Source organism: Citrobacter sp. CK198, from assembly GCF_030333295.1.
In the GTDB taxonomy this organism is placed as follows: Bacteria; Pseudomonadota; Gammaproteobacteria; order Enterobacterales; family Enterobacteriaceae; genus Citrobacter_B; species Citrobacter_B koseri.
Genome location: NZ_JAOWGE010000030.1, coordinates 619,188 through 634,332 on the forward strand (window position 1 = coordinate 619,188; position 15,145 = coordinate 634,332).

A 15,145-nucleotide genomic window follows, 5' to 3' on the forward strand; every position below is an offset into this window, starting at 1 on the left:
AATACGCGAGGTAAACAAAAAAATGAGGAAAATATATGCCTCGCAAGGCGTTGTTTATTTTAATGGCGCTGGTTTGATTTGCGATCAAAAAACAACCACTGCTATTTTTGGCGCAGCTTATGGTATACTCCGCCGCCTTAACATTTGCCATCGCACTTTTTCACTGAAACATAACGAGGAAAATAAATGAGTACGCCTGATTTTTCCACTGCCGAGAATAATCAAGAACTGGCCAATGAAGTCACCTGCCTGAAAGCCATGTTGACCCTGATGCTACAGGCAATGGGGCAAGCCGACGCAGGGCGCGTGATTCTTAAGATGGAAAAACAGATCGCGCAGATTGAAGATGAAACGCAGGCCGCGGTATTTTCCAGCACTGTTAAGCAAATTAAACAAGCTTACCGCCAGTAACAGGAAACCGGCTGAGAGTGAAACTTTCAGCCGGTTTTGCGTCTGGCGCGCAGAACATTCGTTTTTTCAGATCAGGCCCGTCGCGGCCGCATAGCAGGCAATCTGCGTTTTATTCGGCGCGTTAAACTTTTTCTGCATGTTTTTCTGATGAAAGTTAACGGTGTTCTCTGAGATGGACAGAATCATCGCGATCTCTGATGACGTCTTTCCTTCCGCCGTCCACTTCAGGATCTCTTTCTCTCGCTTACTGAAGCGCATTTCTGGCGTCATCACCATTTCATCCTCCAGCCGCGTCAGCGCCGACAGGCTCTCACGCACCAGCAGTTGCAACCGGAGTTCAATTTCATCATGTGCAAACGGCGCATGGCGGGCGCTCGCCCGGGAGACAGAGAGGAAGCCCAGCGCCCGATTCGGCAGCATCAGGCATTGCGTCGCCCCCCGGCGTAGACCATGAGCGCGCGCCGCGTCCCATAGCGACTGCGCTTCGCTAAATAAGGCATCATTCCATGCCAGATGCCCCTGGCGGAAATTTTCCGGCTTTAATACCGGATCAATAGAGAAATAGTTTTCAGACTGATAATGCGCCACCCACGCTTGCGGGTACGTGGTGTGAACGGAGATTTTTGGCCGCGTAAACGGGACGGGATGGCGAACACACAGCGCATAATAATCATATTCAAGCTGCTGTGTCTGATGTTGTAATTCAGTGTAGACATCTTCTGCCGTCGCCATTTCCTGAAAGCGTACCAGCATACTCCGTCGCCAGGTGAAGAAATCATTTTCCTGCATACTAAACGGTAACACCCCTGAGATTGATAATCATTATAATGTTTAAAACAAGCTAACACATAAATGAAGTTTATATGTAGAAAATATCGGTCAGATGGCGAATTACTTGAGGTGTGTTTCACCCGGCGGGAGAACACAAAGGGATTACGGCTATAATCAGGCGGGTATTATTGATATTTATTTAAATACACTCGCCCAAAACGGGATTATTTCAGGCGAGTGCGCGAAAACACTTATTGCATCAGGAACTTCTCAAGAAACTGACGCGTGCGTGGTTGCTGAGGATTGGCAAATAACGGTTTGGCCGCGCCCTGCTCCACAATGCGCCCCTGATCCATAAATATCACCCGGTCAGCCACGTCGCGCGCAAAGCTCATTTCATGCGTCACGATGACCATCGTGCGCTTTTCCTGCGCCAGCTGGCGTATCGTACTGAGCACCTCCCCCACCAGCTCAGGGTCGAGCGCGGAAGTCGGTTCATCAAACAAAATCACCTCCGGGCGCATCGCCAGCGCGCGGGCAATCGCCACACGCTGCTGCTGCCCACCGGACAGACGACGCGGATAGCTGGTCTCTTTCCCGGCCAGTCCTACCTTCGCCAGCAGTTCCCGCGCTAATGCCGTTGCTTCGGCTTTGGGCTCGCCTTTCACAATCACCGGCCCTTCAATGATGTTCTCCAGTACGGTACGGTGCGGAAACAGATTAAAGTTCTGGAATACGAACCCCACATGCTGACGCAACTGGCGAATTAGCCCTTTTTGCTTGTTTAACGAGCTTGCGGTATCAATGGTAATGTCGCCCACTTTGATGGTGCCCGCCTCAGGCTGCTCCAGCAAATTAATGCTGCGCAACAGCGTTGTTTTACCGGAACCGCTGGGGCCGATAATCGCCACCACCTCACCAGGTTTCACCTCCAGGTCGATGCCGTGCAACACCGTCTGACCGTGGAACTTTTTCACCAGGTTTTTAACTTCAATCGCACTCATTTTGGCTCTCTCTCCTGGCGGTTAAGCTGCTCTTCAAAATAGTTTTGCAGCGCGGAAAGTACCGTCGCCATCACCCAGTAGATCAGCGATGCCGCCAGATACATGGTAAAGACTTCCAGCGTACGCGAGGTAATCAGCTGCGCCTGACGGAACAGTTCCGGCACCTGAATCGTGGCGGCCAGGGAGGTATCTTTCACCAGGCTGATGAAACTGTTGCTCAGCGGCGGCAACGCCACGCGGGCGGCCTGCGGCAAAATCGCGCGACGCAGCGTTTGCCACGGCGTCATACCGATACTTGCCGCGGCTTCCCACTGACCTTTGTCGATAGAAGAGATCGCCGCACGCAGCGTTTCCGAAGTGTAGGCTGCGGTATTCAGCGACAGGCCAATCATCGCCGCCGGGATCGGGTCCAGCTCAATGCCAAACTGCGGCAGGCCGTAGTAGATCATAAAAAGCTGGGCAATCAGCGGCGTACCGCGAAAAATGGAGATATAAAAACGCGCCAGCCAGCGGACAGGCAGCAGGGGCGACATACGCATCAGCGCGAGAATGAAGCCCAGCAGCAGGCCGAAAAACATCCCGCCAATACTCAGCTGTAGCGTAAACACCGCACCTTTAAGCAGATACGGCAGCGAGTCAATCACCAGTTGGATACTTTCTTGCATGAGTGTTTTTCTACCCGGAAGTTACACGTGAGGATGGTAGGCAAACAGCGCTGGCGCCCCACCGGTATGAATAAAGAGAATCGGACCTTCATCTTTGAAGCGCTTCTGGCTGATGCCATCGATCAGGCCCGCCATCGCTTTCCCCGTATAGACCGGGTCAAGCAGAATGCCTTCCAGGCGCGCCAGCAGCTTCACGGCCTCCATCCCCTCTTCATTCGGCGTTCCGTATCCCGGCGCGAAATAGTCGTCCCACAGCAGGATGTCCGCCGAGGCGGTCAGTTCCAGCTCTTTAGCAATCGCTTGTTGCAGCGTAACCACTTTAGGCTTCTGATCGATAACCTTGCGCGACACGGTCACGCCGATCAACTCAACATCTGGCATCAATTGTTCCAGACCTACCGCCAGCCCGGCGTGCGTACCGGCGCTTCCCGACGCCACCACCACGGAGGACAGCTGTACCGCGCCCTCGCACTGCTGGGCGATTTCCAGCGCGCTTTCCACGTATCCCATTGCGCCTAATGGGCTGGAGCCGCCGACCGGAATCACATACGGCCTGAAACCCTGCGCCTCAATACGGGTCGCCAGTTCCTGTAGCTGGGCGTCAGGATCGGTCAGCGCGTCGCACATCTCAATTTGCGTATTAAAAAGGTCCAGCAGCAGACGATTGCCGTTGGTCAGGTAGTTTTCCGCCGTCGTACCGATGGGATTTTCCAGTAACGCAACGCAGTGTAATCCCAGTTTTGCCGCTACCGCCGCCGTCTGGCGAACGTGGTTCGACTGGATGGCGCCCGCCGTAATCAGCGTATCCGCGCCTTCACGCAGCGCATCGGCAGCCAGAAATTCAAGCTTACGCAGTTTATTCCCGCCCATTGCCATCGGCGTTACGTCATCGCGTTTAATGAAAATGTCGCGACCCAGATAATCAGATAAACGCGGCAGGTATTCGAGTGGCGTTGGCGCGCCAATAAATTCCAGGCGTGGGAACCGCGTTAAATTATGCAGTGGCATAAAGCCTCCGGTATTCATTGTTGTGATGTTCTTTTTATTATGCACGTTCAAACGGATGAAATAAAAAAGGCGCCGTATTAAAGCGCCTTTTTTTGCAATTATGACGATTATTTAGTCACATCTGCGCCAAACCATTTCTCAGACAGCGCTTTCAGCGTGCCGTCTTTCTGCATATCGGCAATGGCGCCATCTACCGCTTTCAGCAGATCTTCATTGCCTTTACGCAGCGCCACACCGGCTTCCTGACGGGAGAACGCTTCGCCGGTAACGGCCAGCGTGTCTTTGGTTTTCTTCACCAGATCCAATGCGGCCAGGCGATCCACCAGAATAGCGTCAATACGGCCTACGCGCAGATCCTGGTATTTCGTCGGATCGTCATCATAGGTGCGAATGTCTACACCCTGTACGTTCTGGCGCAACCACTCTTCGTAGTTTGTTCCCAGACCGACGCCGACCTTCTTACCTTTCAGGTCAGCCGCCGTGTTGATGCTGCCTTCATTGCCTTTTTTCACCAGCGCCTGAATACCAGAAATGGTATAAGGTGTTGAGAAATCGTATTTTTTCTTACGTTCGTCGGAGATGGTGACCTGGTTGATAACCACATCAATACGTTTGGAATCCAGCGACGCCAGCATACCGTCCCATTTGGTCGGTTTCAGCGAGGCTTTTACGCCGAGGTGTTTCGCCAGTTCTTCTGCGAACTCCACTTCGAACCCGGTCAGTTTGCCGTCATCACCCTGGAAACTGAACGGCGGGTAAGTCCCTTCCAGGCCTACCAGCAGCGTGCCGCGCTCTTTTACTTTGTTTAACAGACCTTCATCTGCATAACTCTTCACGCTCATCCCGGCGACAAGTGCAACTGCCATCACACCCATCAGAGCCTGACGTCCCAGAAGTGCTAATTTCATAGTTACCCCGAATGTTGTCATTAATGACCGTAGTGTAGAGGGTTTGCTGCTAATCACAAACACGACTCCGCTACATGTTATTCATTTTTAATATATATCAGAAGTAGCCATCCGGGATGATTTCTGCATCTGTCCGGCATGCATATGCGTTTTATACTGTTCGTACTTACGCAGCGCGATCCGATAGTTATTAGTGCTGGTTTCGGGTAACCACGGGGCCAGGTTTTCATCAAGAAAACCTTCCTGTAGCAGGTCGTGAGAAATGTTCTGTTCGGTGAGATGGTTGCCCAGGCGACGCAGGCGCACGACATATTCACGCACGGTGCCGTGGCTCATTTCGGTTTGCTCAAACAAGAATTGTTTAAAACCGATGATGTCAAAGAAGTCACTCTGCTCTTTGCAGTGCAGATCGCCGCAGAAACGGCACAGCGCCGACCACTCCTTCTGCTCCTCCTGCCATTGTGCATCGTCCATCAGCGTATCCAGGCGGGAAATCGCGATTTTATTGACAATCTGCCCCCGGCGAACCAACGTGATCCTGTCGAGCAATTTATGGCAATGAGCGCAATGCGTCTGGCTGTGTTTAAAGTCTTTGAGGTAGCGGCTTAGTGGCCGTCTTTTAGATTGCTGCACCGTCATGAGAACTCCTGGTAGTCAATACGTTGTGCGGCACTATTAAGGGGCGACGACGATCGCCCTTTATAACTTACCCAGCTTGGTGCGTAGACGTTTGATGGCCTGGCTGTGCAACTGGCTTACCCGTGACTCGCCGACTTCCAGCACCGCGCCAATCTCCTTCAGATTGAGCTCTTCCTGGTAATACAGCGTCAACACCAGCTGCTCGCGTTCTGGCAACGATTCAATCGCATCCATCACACGCTGGCGTAAATTGCTCTCAAGGAGCTGTTGTAACGGGTTTTCCTGCTGGTGTTCTTCCGTCACCAGCTCAATGCTATCGCCATGCTCTTCCCGCCACTCGTCATAAGAGAAGAGTTGGCTGTTATTGGTATCAAGCAACATCTGACGATACTCTTCCACAGGAATAGCCAGCCGCTCCGCCACCTCAGTTTCCGTCGCGTTGCGCCCTAATTCCTGCTCCAGTTGCCCCATCGCCTGCGCCACTTCGCGAGCATTGCGCCGGACGCTACGCGGCACCCAGTCACGGCTGCGTAGTTCATCCAGCATCGCTCCACGAATACGCTGCACTGCGTAAGTGGTAAATGCCGTTCCTTGCAGAGCGTCATATCGGTCAACTGCATTCAATAACCCGATACCGCCCGCTTGTAGCAGATCGTCCAGTTCCACGCTCGCCGGCAAACGCACCTGCAGGCGCAATGCTTCGTGACGCACCAGCGGTACATAACGCTGCCACAGCGAGTGTTTATCCATTACACCTTCAGCGGTATACAGTGAATTCACGATAAACAGCCCTGCGTTAGTTGAGTTATCGGCATGATTATCCGATTCTGCAGGGCGTTCAATTGGATGAAAAAGGGGAATAAAATGAGGTTATTCTGGGCTTGCCTATTACAAGGACTGTTTTTTCGCTAAATTAACAATTGTAACAATGAGAGATCATCTCCCAATCTTACACTCTCTATTTGCTGATGAAACAACTGTTGAACATCCTGATTATGCTGGCTAAGAGAGTGAAAACTGTAAATAACATCAACAACATTATCTTGTTCAATTTCCCCCGTCGCCATTACATGGCCCGCAAGTAACGTTTTGATGAAATAGAATTCAGCAACGATTAAATAAAGATTATTCAGCATGCTACGGCCATTATTTTGCGGAAACCCCTGCTGCCACAGCTTGTATTTGAAGAAATTCTTAAACAGGTGCTCATTATCTTTAAGATAATTTCCCGCCACATCACACCATTCAGCTTCAATTTTTCTCATTGTTGACTCAGCGGAAACCGTATCACCCGTCGCGTCAAACTGCCCGTATAATTGCGTGAAATAATGGTTCAACACCCGACCACCACGACTCGACATTTTCTTCGTGAAGTAACCTTGCATTAGTGAGATCAGTGCAAACTTAAGACCATAGTTTTGATTGAAATTCTGTAACTCGGTCAGTACCTTACCGCTAACCAGTTCATTAACCAGAGCACAATAGACATTCTCCAGGTCACTAATGCTTTCTTCAATGCTGTCAACTTTCTCAGCCACCATGAGAAATTTCACCATAGTGTAAATTTGCTCTTCAACACTGACATCTGTCACATTGAATATATTCTGGCAAAAGAGATTGATAACCTTAATCTTCATGTCAAGTAATGGCGCGTTATTATAATCCTGCTGAACGCCTGTTGACTCCATCATAGACATCGAATCTTTATCACTCAGAAGAAGCCTCGTGACTTCGGGACATGAAAGGTTGAGTGATTTTTCAACTTCATTTTTATAGATTCTGCTCGTACGAGGGAATGTCGAGCAGGTAGGACTTAATGCCTGGGCCCCCATTGTGCTATGAATAGAGCAAAGCCTTTCAGCATCCATAAACGGACAACCTTTGCTTTCCGTCTGAAAGATAACTTCCCCCCAGTGTTGATAGTGTTTTTTTGTAATTTTAATCCCTGTTTTCGCAATACGGCGGATAGAACTATCTCTGCTGTTCACATAGCGATTAACAGAAGACTTATCAAATACAATTGTCCAGCCCTGACAACAATGCTCACGACATTCCCCGCCCACGCAGGAAAAGTCTGCGACCAGTTTCGGTTGGGTGACAATGATCTGTTTCATAAGCTGATTCTCAAAAGTAAGAGATAAAAAAACCCCGCCGTAGCGGGGTTATAAACGAGAGGATTAACGCAGCAGAGACAGAACAGTCTGCGGAACCTGGTTCGCCTGAGACAGTACGGAAGTGCCAGCCTGCTGCAGGATCTGCGCACGGCTCATGTTGGAAACTTCAGTTGCGTAGTCAGCATCCTGAATACGAGACTGTGCCGCAGACAGGTTGGTAGAAGTGTTGTTCAGGTTATTAATAGCGGACTCGAAACGGTTCTGCACCGCACCCAGGCCACTACGTGCGCTATCAACCTTAGCAATAGCATCATCGATAGTTTCCAGTTCGTTTCCAGTCAGAGCTTTAAGATCAATGGTTTTCACACCCAGTTCAGCGCTATCCGCTTTAGCCCCATTCAGATCCAGCTCGATGGTATCGCCGTCGTTCACACCAACCTGAATTTTAACAACCCCAGCAGCACCCGCACTACCATCCAGCAGTTTGATGCCGTTGAAGTCGGTTTTACCTGCAACACGGTCGATTTCAGCCAGGCGAGCAGTAACTTCATCCTGCAGGGACTGCAGATCGCTCTCGCTGTTAGTACCGTTGCTTGCCTGAACAGCCAGTTCACGGATACGCTGCAAGTTGTTGTTGATTTCGTTCAGAGAACCTTCAGCAGTCTGCGCCATGGAGATGCCATCGTTCGCGTTACGGGCGGCCTGGTTCATACCTTTGATCTGAGAGGTCATACGGTTTGCAATTGCCTGACCAGCCGCATCATCTTTCGCGCTGTTGATACGCAGACCAGAGGACAGACGCTCAATAGCCGTACCCAGTGCAGACTGAGATTTGTTCAGGTTGTTCTGAGTAGTCAGGGACATCAGGTTAGTATTGATAACTGCCATAATTTTCTTTCCTTCAAAAATTGGATTTTAGGTCCGGTGCCTAACACTCACAGCGTCTCTCACCGTCAACAAGGGTATCGGCGCTTCTTCAAAGGACTTTAGAAATAAACAATAAAAACTTTCAACTTATTATTTTTAAAGGAAATAATCTCGTTAACCATAGCTAAACCTCTGATATTTACCCTCTGAACAATAAGTTTTCTTTCAAACAATCCCTCTATATGAAAGTAACAGCCCCCCCTTTTCTGGCGATTATTTTTAATCCTGATGTGTAAACTTTTTTGTATTCTGTCCGATAACAAATCCAGACATACCCAAGACTCAAGGAAAATAAACATGGCTACTATTAGTAACCTGGGGGTTGGCTCTAATCTGGATTTAACGACGTTGTATAACCAGTTGGAGACAGCTGAAAGAACGAAGCTTACAGCAATTACAACTCAGCAGACCACCTACAACGCCCAGTTAAGCGCATACGGAAAACTACAAAGTGCGTTAACTAATCTACAAACTGCAACAGCAGCACTTGGCAAAACAGCGACCTGGAACTCAACGACAGTTGGTAGCACTAATACATCGTTCAGCGCCACAACTACCAGTGATGCAGCCGTAGGCAGTTATAGTATTAATGTCGGCCAGGTAGCAAAAGCACAGGTATTAATGTCCGATAGCTTTACCAGCGGCACTGAAAAGCTGGGAGGGACAACGACTGACGGAACACGCACCATTACGATTACCCAGCCGGGAACCGAAGATCCGCTGGAAATCACACTGTCAGATTCTGATACCAGTTTGAATGGCATTGCCAGCGCGATCAATAAAGCAAACGGTAATGTCACCGCGACAGTGATTAAGGCAGAAGACGGAGATTACCGTTTGATGCTTACCTCGAAATCAACGGGTACAGATTATGATATGACTGTTACCGTTACCGGGGATGACACGCTACAGCAAAAAATCGGACACGATGCGACATCATCGGGTTTGAACGTACAGACAGCTTCGCAAAATGCCGAAGTAACGGTTAATGGCGTAAAAATCGTTCGCTCCAGTAATACCATTTCAGATGCAGTGACAGGGCTCACACTGACACTGAAAGCAAAAAGCACAGCCGATGAGACGCTAGAGATTACCCGCGCTACGGAGGAGAACAATAAGGCTATCAGCGACTGGGTGACGGCTTATAATGCATTACAGTCTACTATCGCTAGCGTGACAAAATACGTCAAAACAGACACAGGTTCCTCTAGTCAGTCCAGCAACAATGGCGCGCTTTTAGGCGATACTAATGTTCGCTCTATTCAGTCCCAGTTGCGTAGCCTGCTTACGGATGTACAAGGTGGAACTTACGCCATTATGGCGCAGTTAGGTATTACTCAGGATCCAACTGTCGGCTCTGACGGCTCCACCGGCAACCTGAAGATTGATACAACTAAATTAACCAAAGCCTTGACAGATAATCCTCAAGCTGTGCAGGAATACTTTATCGGTGATGGCAAAACGACCGGTTTCGCCACTCAGATGAACAACACCCTGACCAAAATGCTGGATACCACTTCTGGTAGCACTGGGGTAATTAAAAATGCGCAGGATGGCATTAACAAAACGCTCAAGACATTAGAACAGCGCTATGACGCGATGGAAGCCTCCATAGAAGCAACTATGGCGCGCTACAAAGCACAGTTCACCTCGCTGGATAAGTTGATCAGTCAGATGAACAATACTGCAAACTACCTGACTCAGCAGTTTAGCTCATCAAGCAGTTAAGGAATTGATATGTATAGTAAAAGTGGTGTCCTTTCCTACCAGAAAGTTGGGGTGGAAAGTGCGGTGATGAGTGCCGACCCACACCAACTGGTTGTTATGCTTTTTGACGGGGCACTGAGTGCTCTCGTCAGGGCACGACTATTCCTGGAGCAGGGAGAACTGTTATCAAAAGGTGAGGCGCTGTCAAAAGCGATCAATATTATTGATAACGGCCTCAAGGCGGGACTCAACATGGAAGTTGAAGGAGAGCTTTCCCGCAATCTGGCATCACTTTACGATTACATGGTACGCCGTTTGTTACTGGCCAACTTACATAACGACGTTGAAGCTATCATTGAAGTAGAGGGATTGCTAACCAATATCGCTGATGCCTGGAAACAGATCGGTTCATCGGTTTCACCCGTTCAGGATACCCTTTGATGACTAACTGCATCTCGTCGCTTACCAACTGGCATGCCCTGCATGCCCTTAGTATCACAATGCTGAATCTTGCTCATTCAGGAAAATGGGATGAACTGATTGAGCAGGAGATGAATTATGTGCAACTGGTGGAGAGTATCGCTGGTAACCCCATCACTCCCGACGATACGTTTCTGATAAACCAGGCAAAAGAGATCCTGAATGCCGTACTCCGTAACGAGGCTGAGTTAAAAACGCTGTTGCAGCACCGTATGGAAGAACTACGTCAGCTTATAGACCAGACTGGAAAACAGCAGTCCGTCTCCACGACATACGGGAACCTGGCGGGAAATATTCTGTTCCCCAGTAACCTGAATCAATAATTTTTCCCAATCTGCAATTCTCATCCATACTCCAGAAGTTAGCCTGACGGCTTCTGGAGCACGGAAGATGAAAAACCCCACGCTATTGCAGTACTTCCACTGGTATTACCCTGACGGCGGCAAGCTCTGGCCAGAACTGGCTGAGCGCGCTGGCGGCCTCAATGATATCGGCATTAATATGGTCTGGTTACCGCCCGCCTATAAAGGCGCGTCCGGCGGGTATTCCGTAGGTTATGACTCGTATGACCTGTTTGATCTGGGTGAGTTTGATCAGAAAGGATCTGTCGCCACAAAATATGGCGACAAAGCGCAGCTGCTGGCCGCCATTGAGGCGCTAAAGCAAAATGACATTGCGGTTTTGCTCGACGTGGTCGTCAACCACAAAATGGGCGCGGATGAAAAAGAGGCCATTCGCGTACAGCGGGTCAATGAAGATGATCGCACGCAAATCGATGACGAGATCATCGAATGTGAAGGCTGGACGCGTTACACCTTCCCTGCCCGCGCCGGTCAATATTCGCAGTTTATCTGGGATTTCAAATGTTTCAGCGGTATTGATCACATCGAAAACCCGGACGAAGACGGCATCTTTAAGATCGTCAACGACTACACTGGCGACGGCTGGAACGACCAGGTCGATGATGAAATGGGTAATTTCGACTATCTGATGGGCGAAAACATCGACTTTCGCAACCATGCGGTCACCGAGGAGATCAAATACTGGGCGCGTTGGGTAATGGCGCAAACCCATTGCGACGGCTTCCGCCTGGATGCGGTCAAACACATTCCGGCCTGGTTTTATAAAGAGTGGATAGAACACGTCCAGGAGGTTGCGCCAAAGCCGCTGTTCATTGTGGCGGAGTACTGGTCTCATGAAGTGGACAAGCTACAAGCCTATATCGATCAGGTGGATGGAAAAACCATGCTGTTCGACGCGCCGCTACAGATGAACTTCCACGAAGCCTCTCGTCAGGGGCGTGATTACGATATGAGCCAGATTTTCACCGACACGCTGGTGGAAGCCGATCCTTTCCATGCCGTAACGCTCGTGGCAAATCACGATACCCAACCGTTACAGGCGCTTGAAGCGCCCGTTGAAGCCTGGTTTAAGCCGCTGGCCTATGCGTTGATCCTGTTGCGGGAGAACGGCGTACCGTCAGTGTTCTACCCTGATCTCTACGGCGCACATTACGAAGATACGGGTGGCGACGGCGAAACCTACACCATTGATATGCCCGTTATCGAACAGCTCGATCAACTGATTCTCGCGCGCCAGCGTTTTGCCCACGGCATCCAGACGCTCTTTTTCGACCACCCCAACTGCGTTGCCTTTAGCCGTAGCGGTACAGACGACGATCCTGGCTGCGTGGTCGTACTTTCCAACGGCGATGACGGCGAGAAGACCATTACGCTAGGTGAAAATTACGCCAACAAGACCTGGCGTGATTTTTTAGGCAATCGGGAAGAGCGCGTAACCACCGATGAACAGGGTGAGGCCACGTTTACCTGCAACGGTGGCTGCGTCAGCGTATGGATCATTGAAGATGTGCTGTAAGTACAGGAGAGAACACCGGCCGGGTAAGCGTTAGCGCCACCCGGCAACAACATGATTACCGCCAGCGTTTACCGAAAATGTTTACGGTAACTGACTCGCGAGCGGATGTTTCGATAAATAGTCGGCGCATTCGGTCGTGGGTCGGTCCACGCGTTGCAGCGTCATACCATCATATTCCAGCGTGTTCCCTTCACGCTCAATCTCATAGAGTTCGCGCTTCACCGTAACGTTGGTTAAATCACCGGAAAGCAGCGTCAGTTTACCCGGCAGGGCAATCACCCGCTGCCACTGACGGCAATCCAGGGTATCTCCTTCTTTGGTCACCACCAGACTGGCTATCGCCTCGGGGCTCACCAGTTTGCGCTGAGGGCCTTTTGACTGCCAGTACCCTTCCAGACCGGCTGGCGCTGGCGTCTTCACCACATCGTTATAATTCTGTACCTCTGCACACCCGGTAAGGACCAGAAATGCGCCAACGATCGCTATTTTTTTCATCATTCATCCTGCATGCGAAGAAAACAGGATTGTGGCATTAAAGCCCTGATGTCGCCAGCCTTTCAGGGCCAACAAGTAATATTGATCCAGTCGATATTACTTCTTATTAGTAGTAGGCAAAAAATCTGATCGGTGTACTATCCGCTCTTCTTTTATTTTCCTTCTGAGTTCAGAGGCTAAGAAAGCATGTCATGGCAACAATTCAAACAAGCCTGGTTAGTTAAATTCTGGGCGCCTGTTCCTGCGGTCATCGCAGCAGGTATTCTCTCCACTTATTATTTCGGTATCACCGGTACGTTCTGGGCTGTTACGGGCGAATTCACCCGCTGGGGTGGACAAATCCTCCAGCTGTTTGGCGTTCATGCTGAAGAGTGGGGTTACTACAAGCTGATCCATCTGGAAGGTTCCCCTCTTACCCGCATCGACGGGATGATGATCCTCGGCATGTTCGGCGGCTGCTTTGCCGCGGCACTGTGGGCCAACAACGTTAAATTACGTATGCCGCGCAGCCGTATCCGCATTATGCAGGCGATTATCGGCGGGATGATTGCCGGTTTTGGCGCGCGCATGGCGATGGGTTGCAATCTGGCGGCCTTCTTCACCGGTATTCCGCAGTTTTCTCTTCATGCCTGGTTCTTTGCGCTGGCAACCGCCATCGGTTCCTGGTTCGGCGCGCGCTTCACGCTACTGCCCATATTCCGTATCCCGGTCAAAATGCAGAAAGTCTCCGCTGCCTCGCCGCTGACGCAGAAGCCGGATCAGGCACGCCGCCGTTTCCGTCTGGGGATGCTGGTCTTTATCGGCATGATCGGCTGGGCGCTGCTGACGGCGATGAACCAGCCAAAACTGGGGCTGGCCATGCTGTTCGGCGTGGGTTTTGGTCTGCTGATTGAACGTGCGCAAATTTGTTTCACCTCGGCCTTCCGTGACCTGTGGATCACCGGTCGCACCCATATGGCGAAAGCCATCATCTTCGGGATGGCGGTGAGCGCTATCGGAATTTTCAGCTACGTACAGTTAGGCGTGGAAGCGAAGATTATGTGGGCTGGCCCGAACGCCGTTATCGGCGGTCTGCTGTTTGGTTTTGGCATCGTGCTGGCGGGCGGGTGTGAAACCGGCTGGATGTACCGCGCCGTGGAAGGTCAGGTGCACTACTGGTGGGTAGGTCTCGGCAACGTTATCGGCTCCACTATTCTGGCATATTACTGGGATGATTTTGCCCCGGCGCTGGCAACCCGTTGGGACAAAGTGAATCTGCTCGACACCTTCGGTCCGCTGGGCGGCCTGCTGGTCACTTATCTGCTGTTGTTTACCGCGCTGATGCTGATAATCGGCTGGGAAAAACGTTTCTTCCGTCGCTCCGGGTTAACCCCTGCTAAGGAATCCGCATGAAAAATATCGTTCCTGATTACCGTCTTGATATGGTCGGCGAGCCCTGCCCTTACCCGGCCGTCGCCACGCTGGAAGCGATGCCGCAGTTAAAAAAGGGAGAAATTCTGGAAGTGGTGAGCGACTGCCCGCAATCCATCAATAATATTCCGCTGGATGCGCGCAATCACGGCTATACGGTGCTGGATATTCAGCAGGATGGCCCAACGATTCGCTATCTGATTCAGAAGTAATCATTTGCCGGATGACGGCGCAAGCGCCTTATCCGGCCTGTATGATGCATTCAGCAGGTCTGGCTACACCTGCATCGACATCACTTCCTGGTACGCCGACATCAGTTTGTTGCGTACCTGAATACCCATCTGCATTGAGACAGACGCTTTTTGCATATCGGTCATCACATCATTAAGCGCAATGCCTGGCTCACCCAGAGTAAATTTTTCTGCCTGTACGCGCGCGGTGGTTTGCGTGTCACTGATGCGATTCAGTGCCGCATGCAGTTGACCGGCAAAACTTACGGTTGGTTGCGGCAGCGCGTCTTGCGCCCGTGCGGACATCGCCGTTGCCTGTAGCTGGCTGATGACCCCTTCAATCCCCTGTATTGCTGACATGCTAATCCCCTGGATGATTTTTTACACAGCAGAGATTACCAGTTTGTCAATAAGATAAAGGCGCTAAATAGCGATAAAAAACCTCGGTTTTTGGCGCATAGAAAAATTCGAAACCGCAAATAATGAGACCGTCAATTT

19 protein-coding genes are annotated in these 15,145 nt (G+C 50.6%); 8 read left to right on the forward strand and 11 right to left on the reverse strand.

Features of this window, described 5'->3' with window-relative positions; all coding sequences use genetic code 11:
- The first annotated feature begins 119 nt into the window (after positions 1-119).
- On the forward strand, positions 120-167 hold the full coding sequence (locus OGY62_RS23400; RefSeq protein WP_418222342.1) for a hypothetical protein: 48 nt from the start codon (positions 120-122) through the stop codon (positions 165-167).
- A 19-nt stretch (positions 168-186) separates the two neighbouring features.
- Positions 187-411: a DUF2594 family protein gene (locus tag OGY62_RS11965; protein WP_012131931.1), complete on the forward strand. Its 225-nt coding sequence runs from the start codon at positions 187-189 to the stop codon at positions 409-411.
- 66 nt (positions 412-477) lie between these two features.
- Here OGY62_RS11965 and sdiA read toward each other — a convergent pair whose 3' ends face one another.
- The 9 genes from sdiA to OGY62_RS12010 all read right to left on the reverse strand — a co-directional run bounded on the left by sdiA (position 478) and on the right by OGY62_RS12010 (position 8,408).
- A complete protein-coding gene (gene sdiA / locus OGY62_RS11970) occupies positions 478-1,200 on the reverse strand; it encodes a quorum-sensing transcriptional regulator SdiA (RefSeq protein ID WP_012131930.1) in 723 nt (240 codons plus the stop codon).
- Between the two features lie 233 nt (positions 1,201-1,433).
- Positions 1,434-2,186, reverse strand: a complete 753-nt coding sequence (tcyN, locus tag OGY62_RS11975; RefSeq protein WP_012131929.1) for an L-cystine ABC transporter ATP-binding protein TcyN — start codon at positions 2,184-2,186, stop codon at positions 1,434-1,436.
- Entirely contained in the window at positions 2,183-2,851 is a 669-nt protein-coding gene (gene tcyL, locus OGY62_RS11980; RefSeq protein ID WP_198447565.1) for a cystine ABC transporter permease, read from the reverse strand. The genes tcyN and tcyL overlap by 4 nt, the downstream gene beginning before the upstream one ends.
- Positions 2,852-2,872: 21 nt before the next feature.
- The gene (gene dcyD / locus OGY62_RS11985; protein ID WP_024130239.1) at positions 2,873-3,859 is read right to left on the reverse strand and encodes a D-cysteine desulfhydrase; all 987 of its coding nucleotides are present in this window, start codon (positions 3,857-3,859) and stop codon (positions 2,873-2,875) included.
- A gap of 107 nt (positions 3,860-3,966) precedes the next feature.
- On the reverse strand, positions 3,967-4,767 hold the full coding sequence (gene tcyJ, locus OGY62_RS11990) for a cystine ABC transporter substrate-binding protein (protein WP_024130238.1): 801 nt from the start codon (positions 4,765-4,767) through the stop codon (positions 3,967-3,969).
- Between the two features lie 87 nt (positions 4,768-4,854).
- Complete coding sequence (gene fliZ / locus OGY62_RS11995; protein ID WP_199972267.1) at positions 4,855-5,406, reverse strand: flagella biosynthesis regulatory protein FliZ; 552 nt, start codon at positions 5,404-5,406, stop codon at positions 4,855-4,857.
- 60 nt (positions 5,407-5,466) lie between these two features.
- Positions 5,467-6,186 carry an RNA polymerase sigma factor FliA gene (gene fliA / locus OGY62_RS12000; protein WP_024130237.1) on the reverse strand — a complete coding sequence of 240 codons (720 nt, stop codon included), beginning with the start codon at positions 6,184-6,186 and terminating at the stop codon, positions 5,467-5,469.
- 128 nt (positions 6,187-6,314) lie between these two features.
- Positions 6,315-7,520 carry a flagellin lysine-N-methylase gene (gene fliB, locus OGY62_RS12005; protein ID WP_286459944.1) on the reverse strand — a complete coding sequence of 402 codons (1,206 nt, stop codon included), beginning with the start codon at positions 7,518-7,520 and terminating at the stop codon, positions 6,315-6,317.
- 63 nt (positions 7,521-7,583) lie between these two features.
- A complete protein-coding gene (locus OGY62_RS12010) occupies positions 7,584-8,408 on the reverse strand; it encodes a flagellin N-terminal helical domain-containing protein (RefSeq protein WP_275155644.1) in 825 nt (274 codons plus the stop codon).
- A gap of 336 nt (positions 8,409-8,744) precedes the next feature.
- Between OGY62_RS12010 and fliD the strand changes: the two genes are divergently transcribed.
- From fliD to amyA, 4 genes are all read left to right on the forward strand, one after another.
- On the forward strand, positions 8,745-10,175 hold the full coding sequence (gene fliD, locus OGY62_RS12015) for a flagellar filament capping protein FliD (protein WP_286449267.1): 1,431 nt from the start codon (positions 8,745-8,747) through the stop codon (positions 10,173-10,175).
- A gap of 9 nt (positions 10,176-10,184) precedes the next feature.
- The gene (gene fliS / locus OGY62_RS12020; protein WP_115625631.1) at positions 10,185-10,595 is read left to right on the forward strand and encodes a flagellar export chaperone FliS; all 411 of its coding nucleotides are present in this window, start codon (positions 10,185-10,187) and stop codon (positions 10,593-10,595) included.
- Positions 10,595-10,957: a flagella biosynthesis regulatory protein FliT gene (gene fliT, locus OGY62_RS12025; protein WP_286459947.1), complete on the forward strand. Its 363-nt coding sequence runs from the start codon at positions 10,595-10,597 to the stop codon at positions 10,955-10,957. Before fliS ends, fliT begins: the two co-directional genes overlap by 1 nt.
- A 67-nt stretch (positions 10,958-11,024) precedes the next feature.
- Positions 11,025-12,512, forward strand: coding sequence for an alpha-amylase (amyA, locus tag OGY62_RS12030; protein ID WP_286459949.1), 1,488 nt, complete (start codon positions 11,025-11,027; stop codon positions 12,510-12,512).
- Between the two features lie 81 nt (positions 12,513-12,593).
- Here amyA and yedD read toward each other — a convergent pair whose 3' ends face one another.
- Positions 12,594-13,007 (reverse strand): lipoprotein YedD, encoded by a 414-nt coding sequence (gene yedD / locus OGY62_RS12035; protein WP_047463076.1) that lies wholly within the window; start codon positions 13,005-13,007, stop codon positions 12,594-12,596.
- Between the two features lie 186 nt (positions 13,008-13,193).
- Here yedD and yedE point away from each other — a divergent pair, with 186 nt between their 5' ends.
- Together yedE and yedF are read left to right on the forward strand one after the other, a co-directional pair.
- On the forward strand, positions 13,194-14,399 hold the full coding sequence (gene yedE / locus OGY62_RS12040) for a selenium metabolism membrane protein YedE/FdhT (RefSeq protein ID WP_115614228.1): 1,206 nt from the start codon (positions 13,194-13,196) through the stop codon (positions 14,397-14,399).
- Positions 14,396-14,629, forward strand: coding sequence for a sulfurtransferase-like selenium metabolism protein YedF (gene yedF / locus OGY62_RS12045; protein ID WP_000790504.1), 234 nt, complete (start codon positions 14,396-14,398; stop codon positions 14,627-14,629). Before yedE ends, yedF begins: the two co-directional genes overlap by 4 nt.
- A gap of 63 nt (positions 14,630-14,692) precedes the next feature.
- On the opposite strand, the gene fliE is transcribed toward yedF, so the two are convergent.
- Positions 14,693-15,007: a flagellar hook-basal body complex protein FliE gene (gene fliE / locus OGY62_RS12050; protein ID WP_012131910.1), complete on the reverse strand. Its 315-nt coding sequence runs from the start codon at positions 15,005-15,007 to the stop codon at positions 14,693-14,695.
- Positions 15,008-15,145 lie beyond the last annotated feature (138 nt).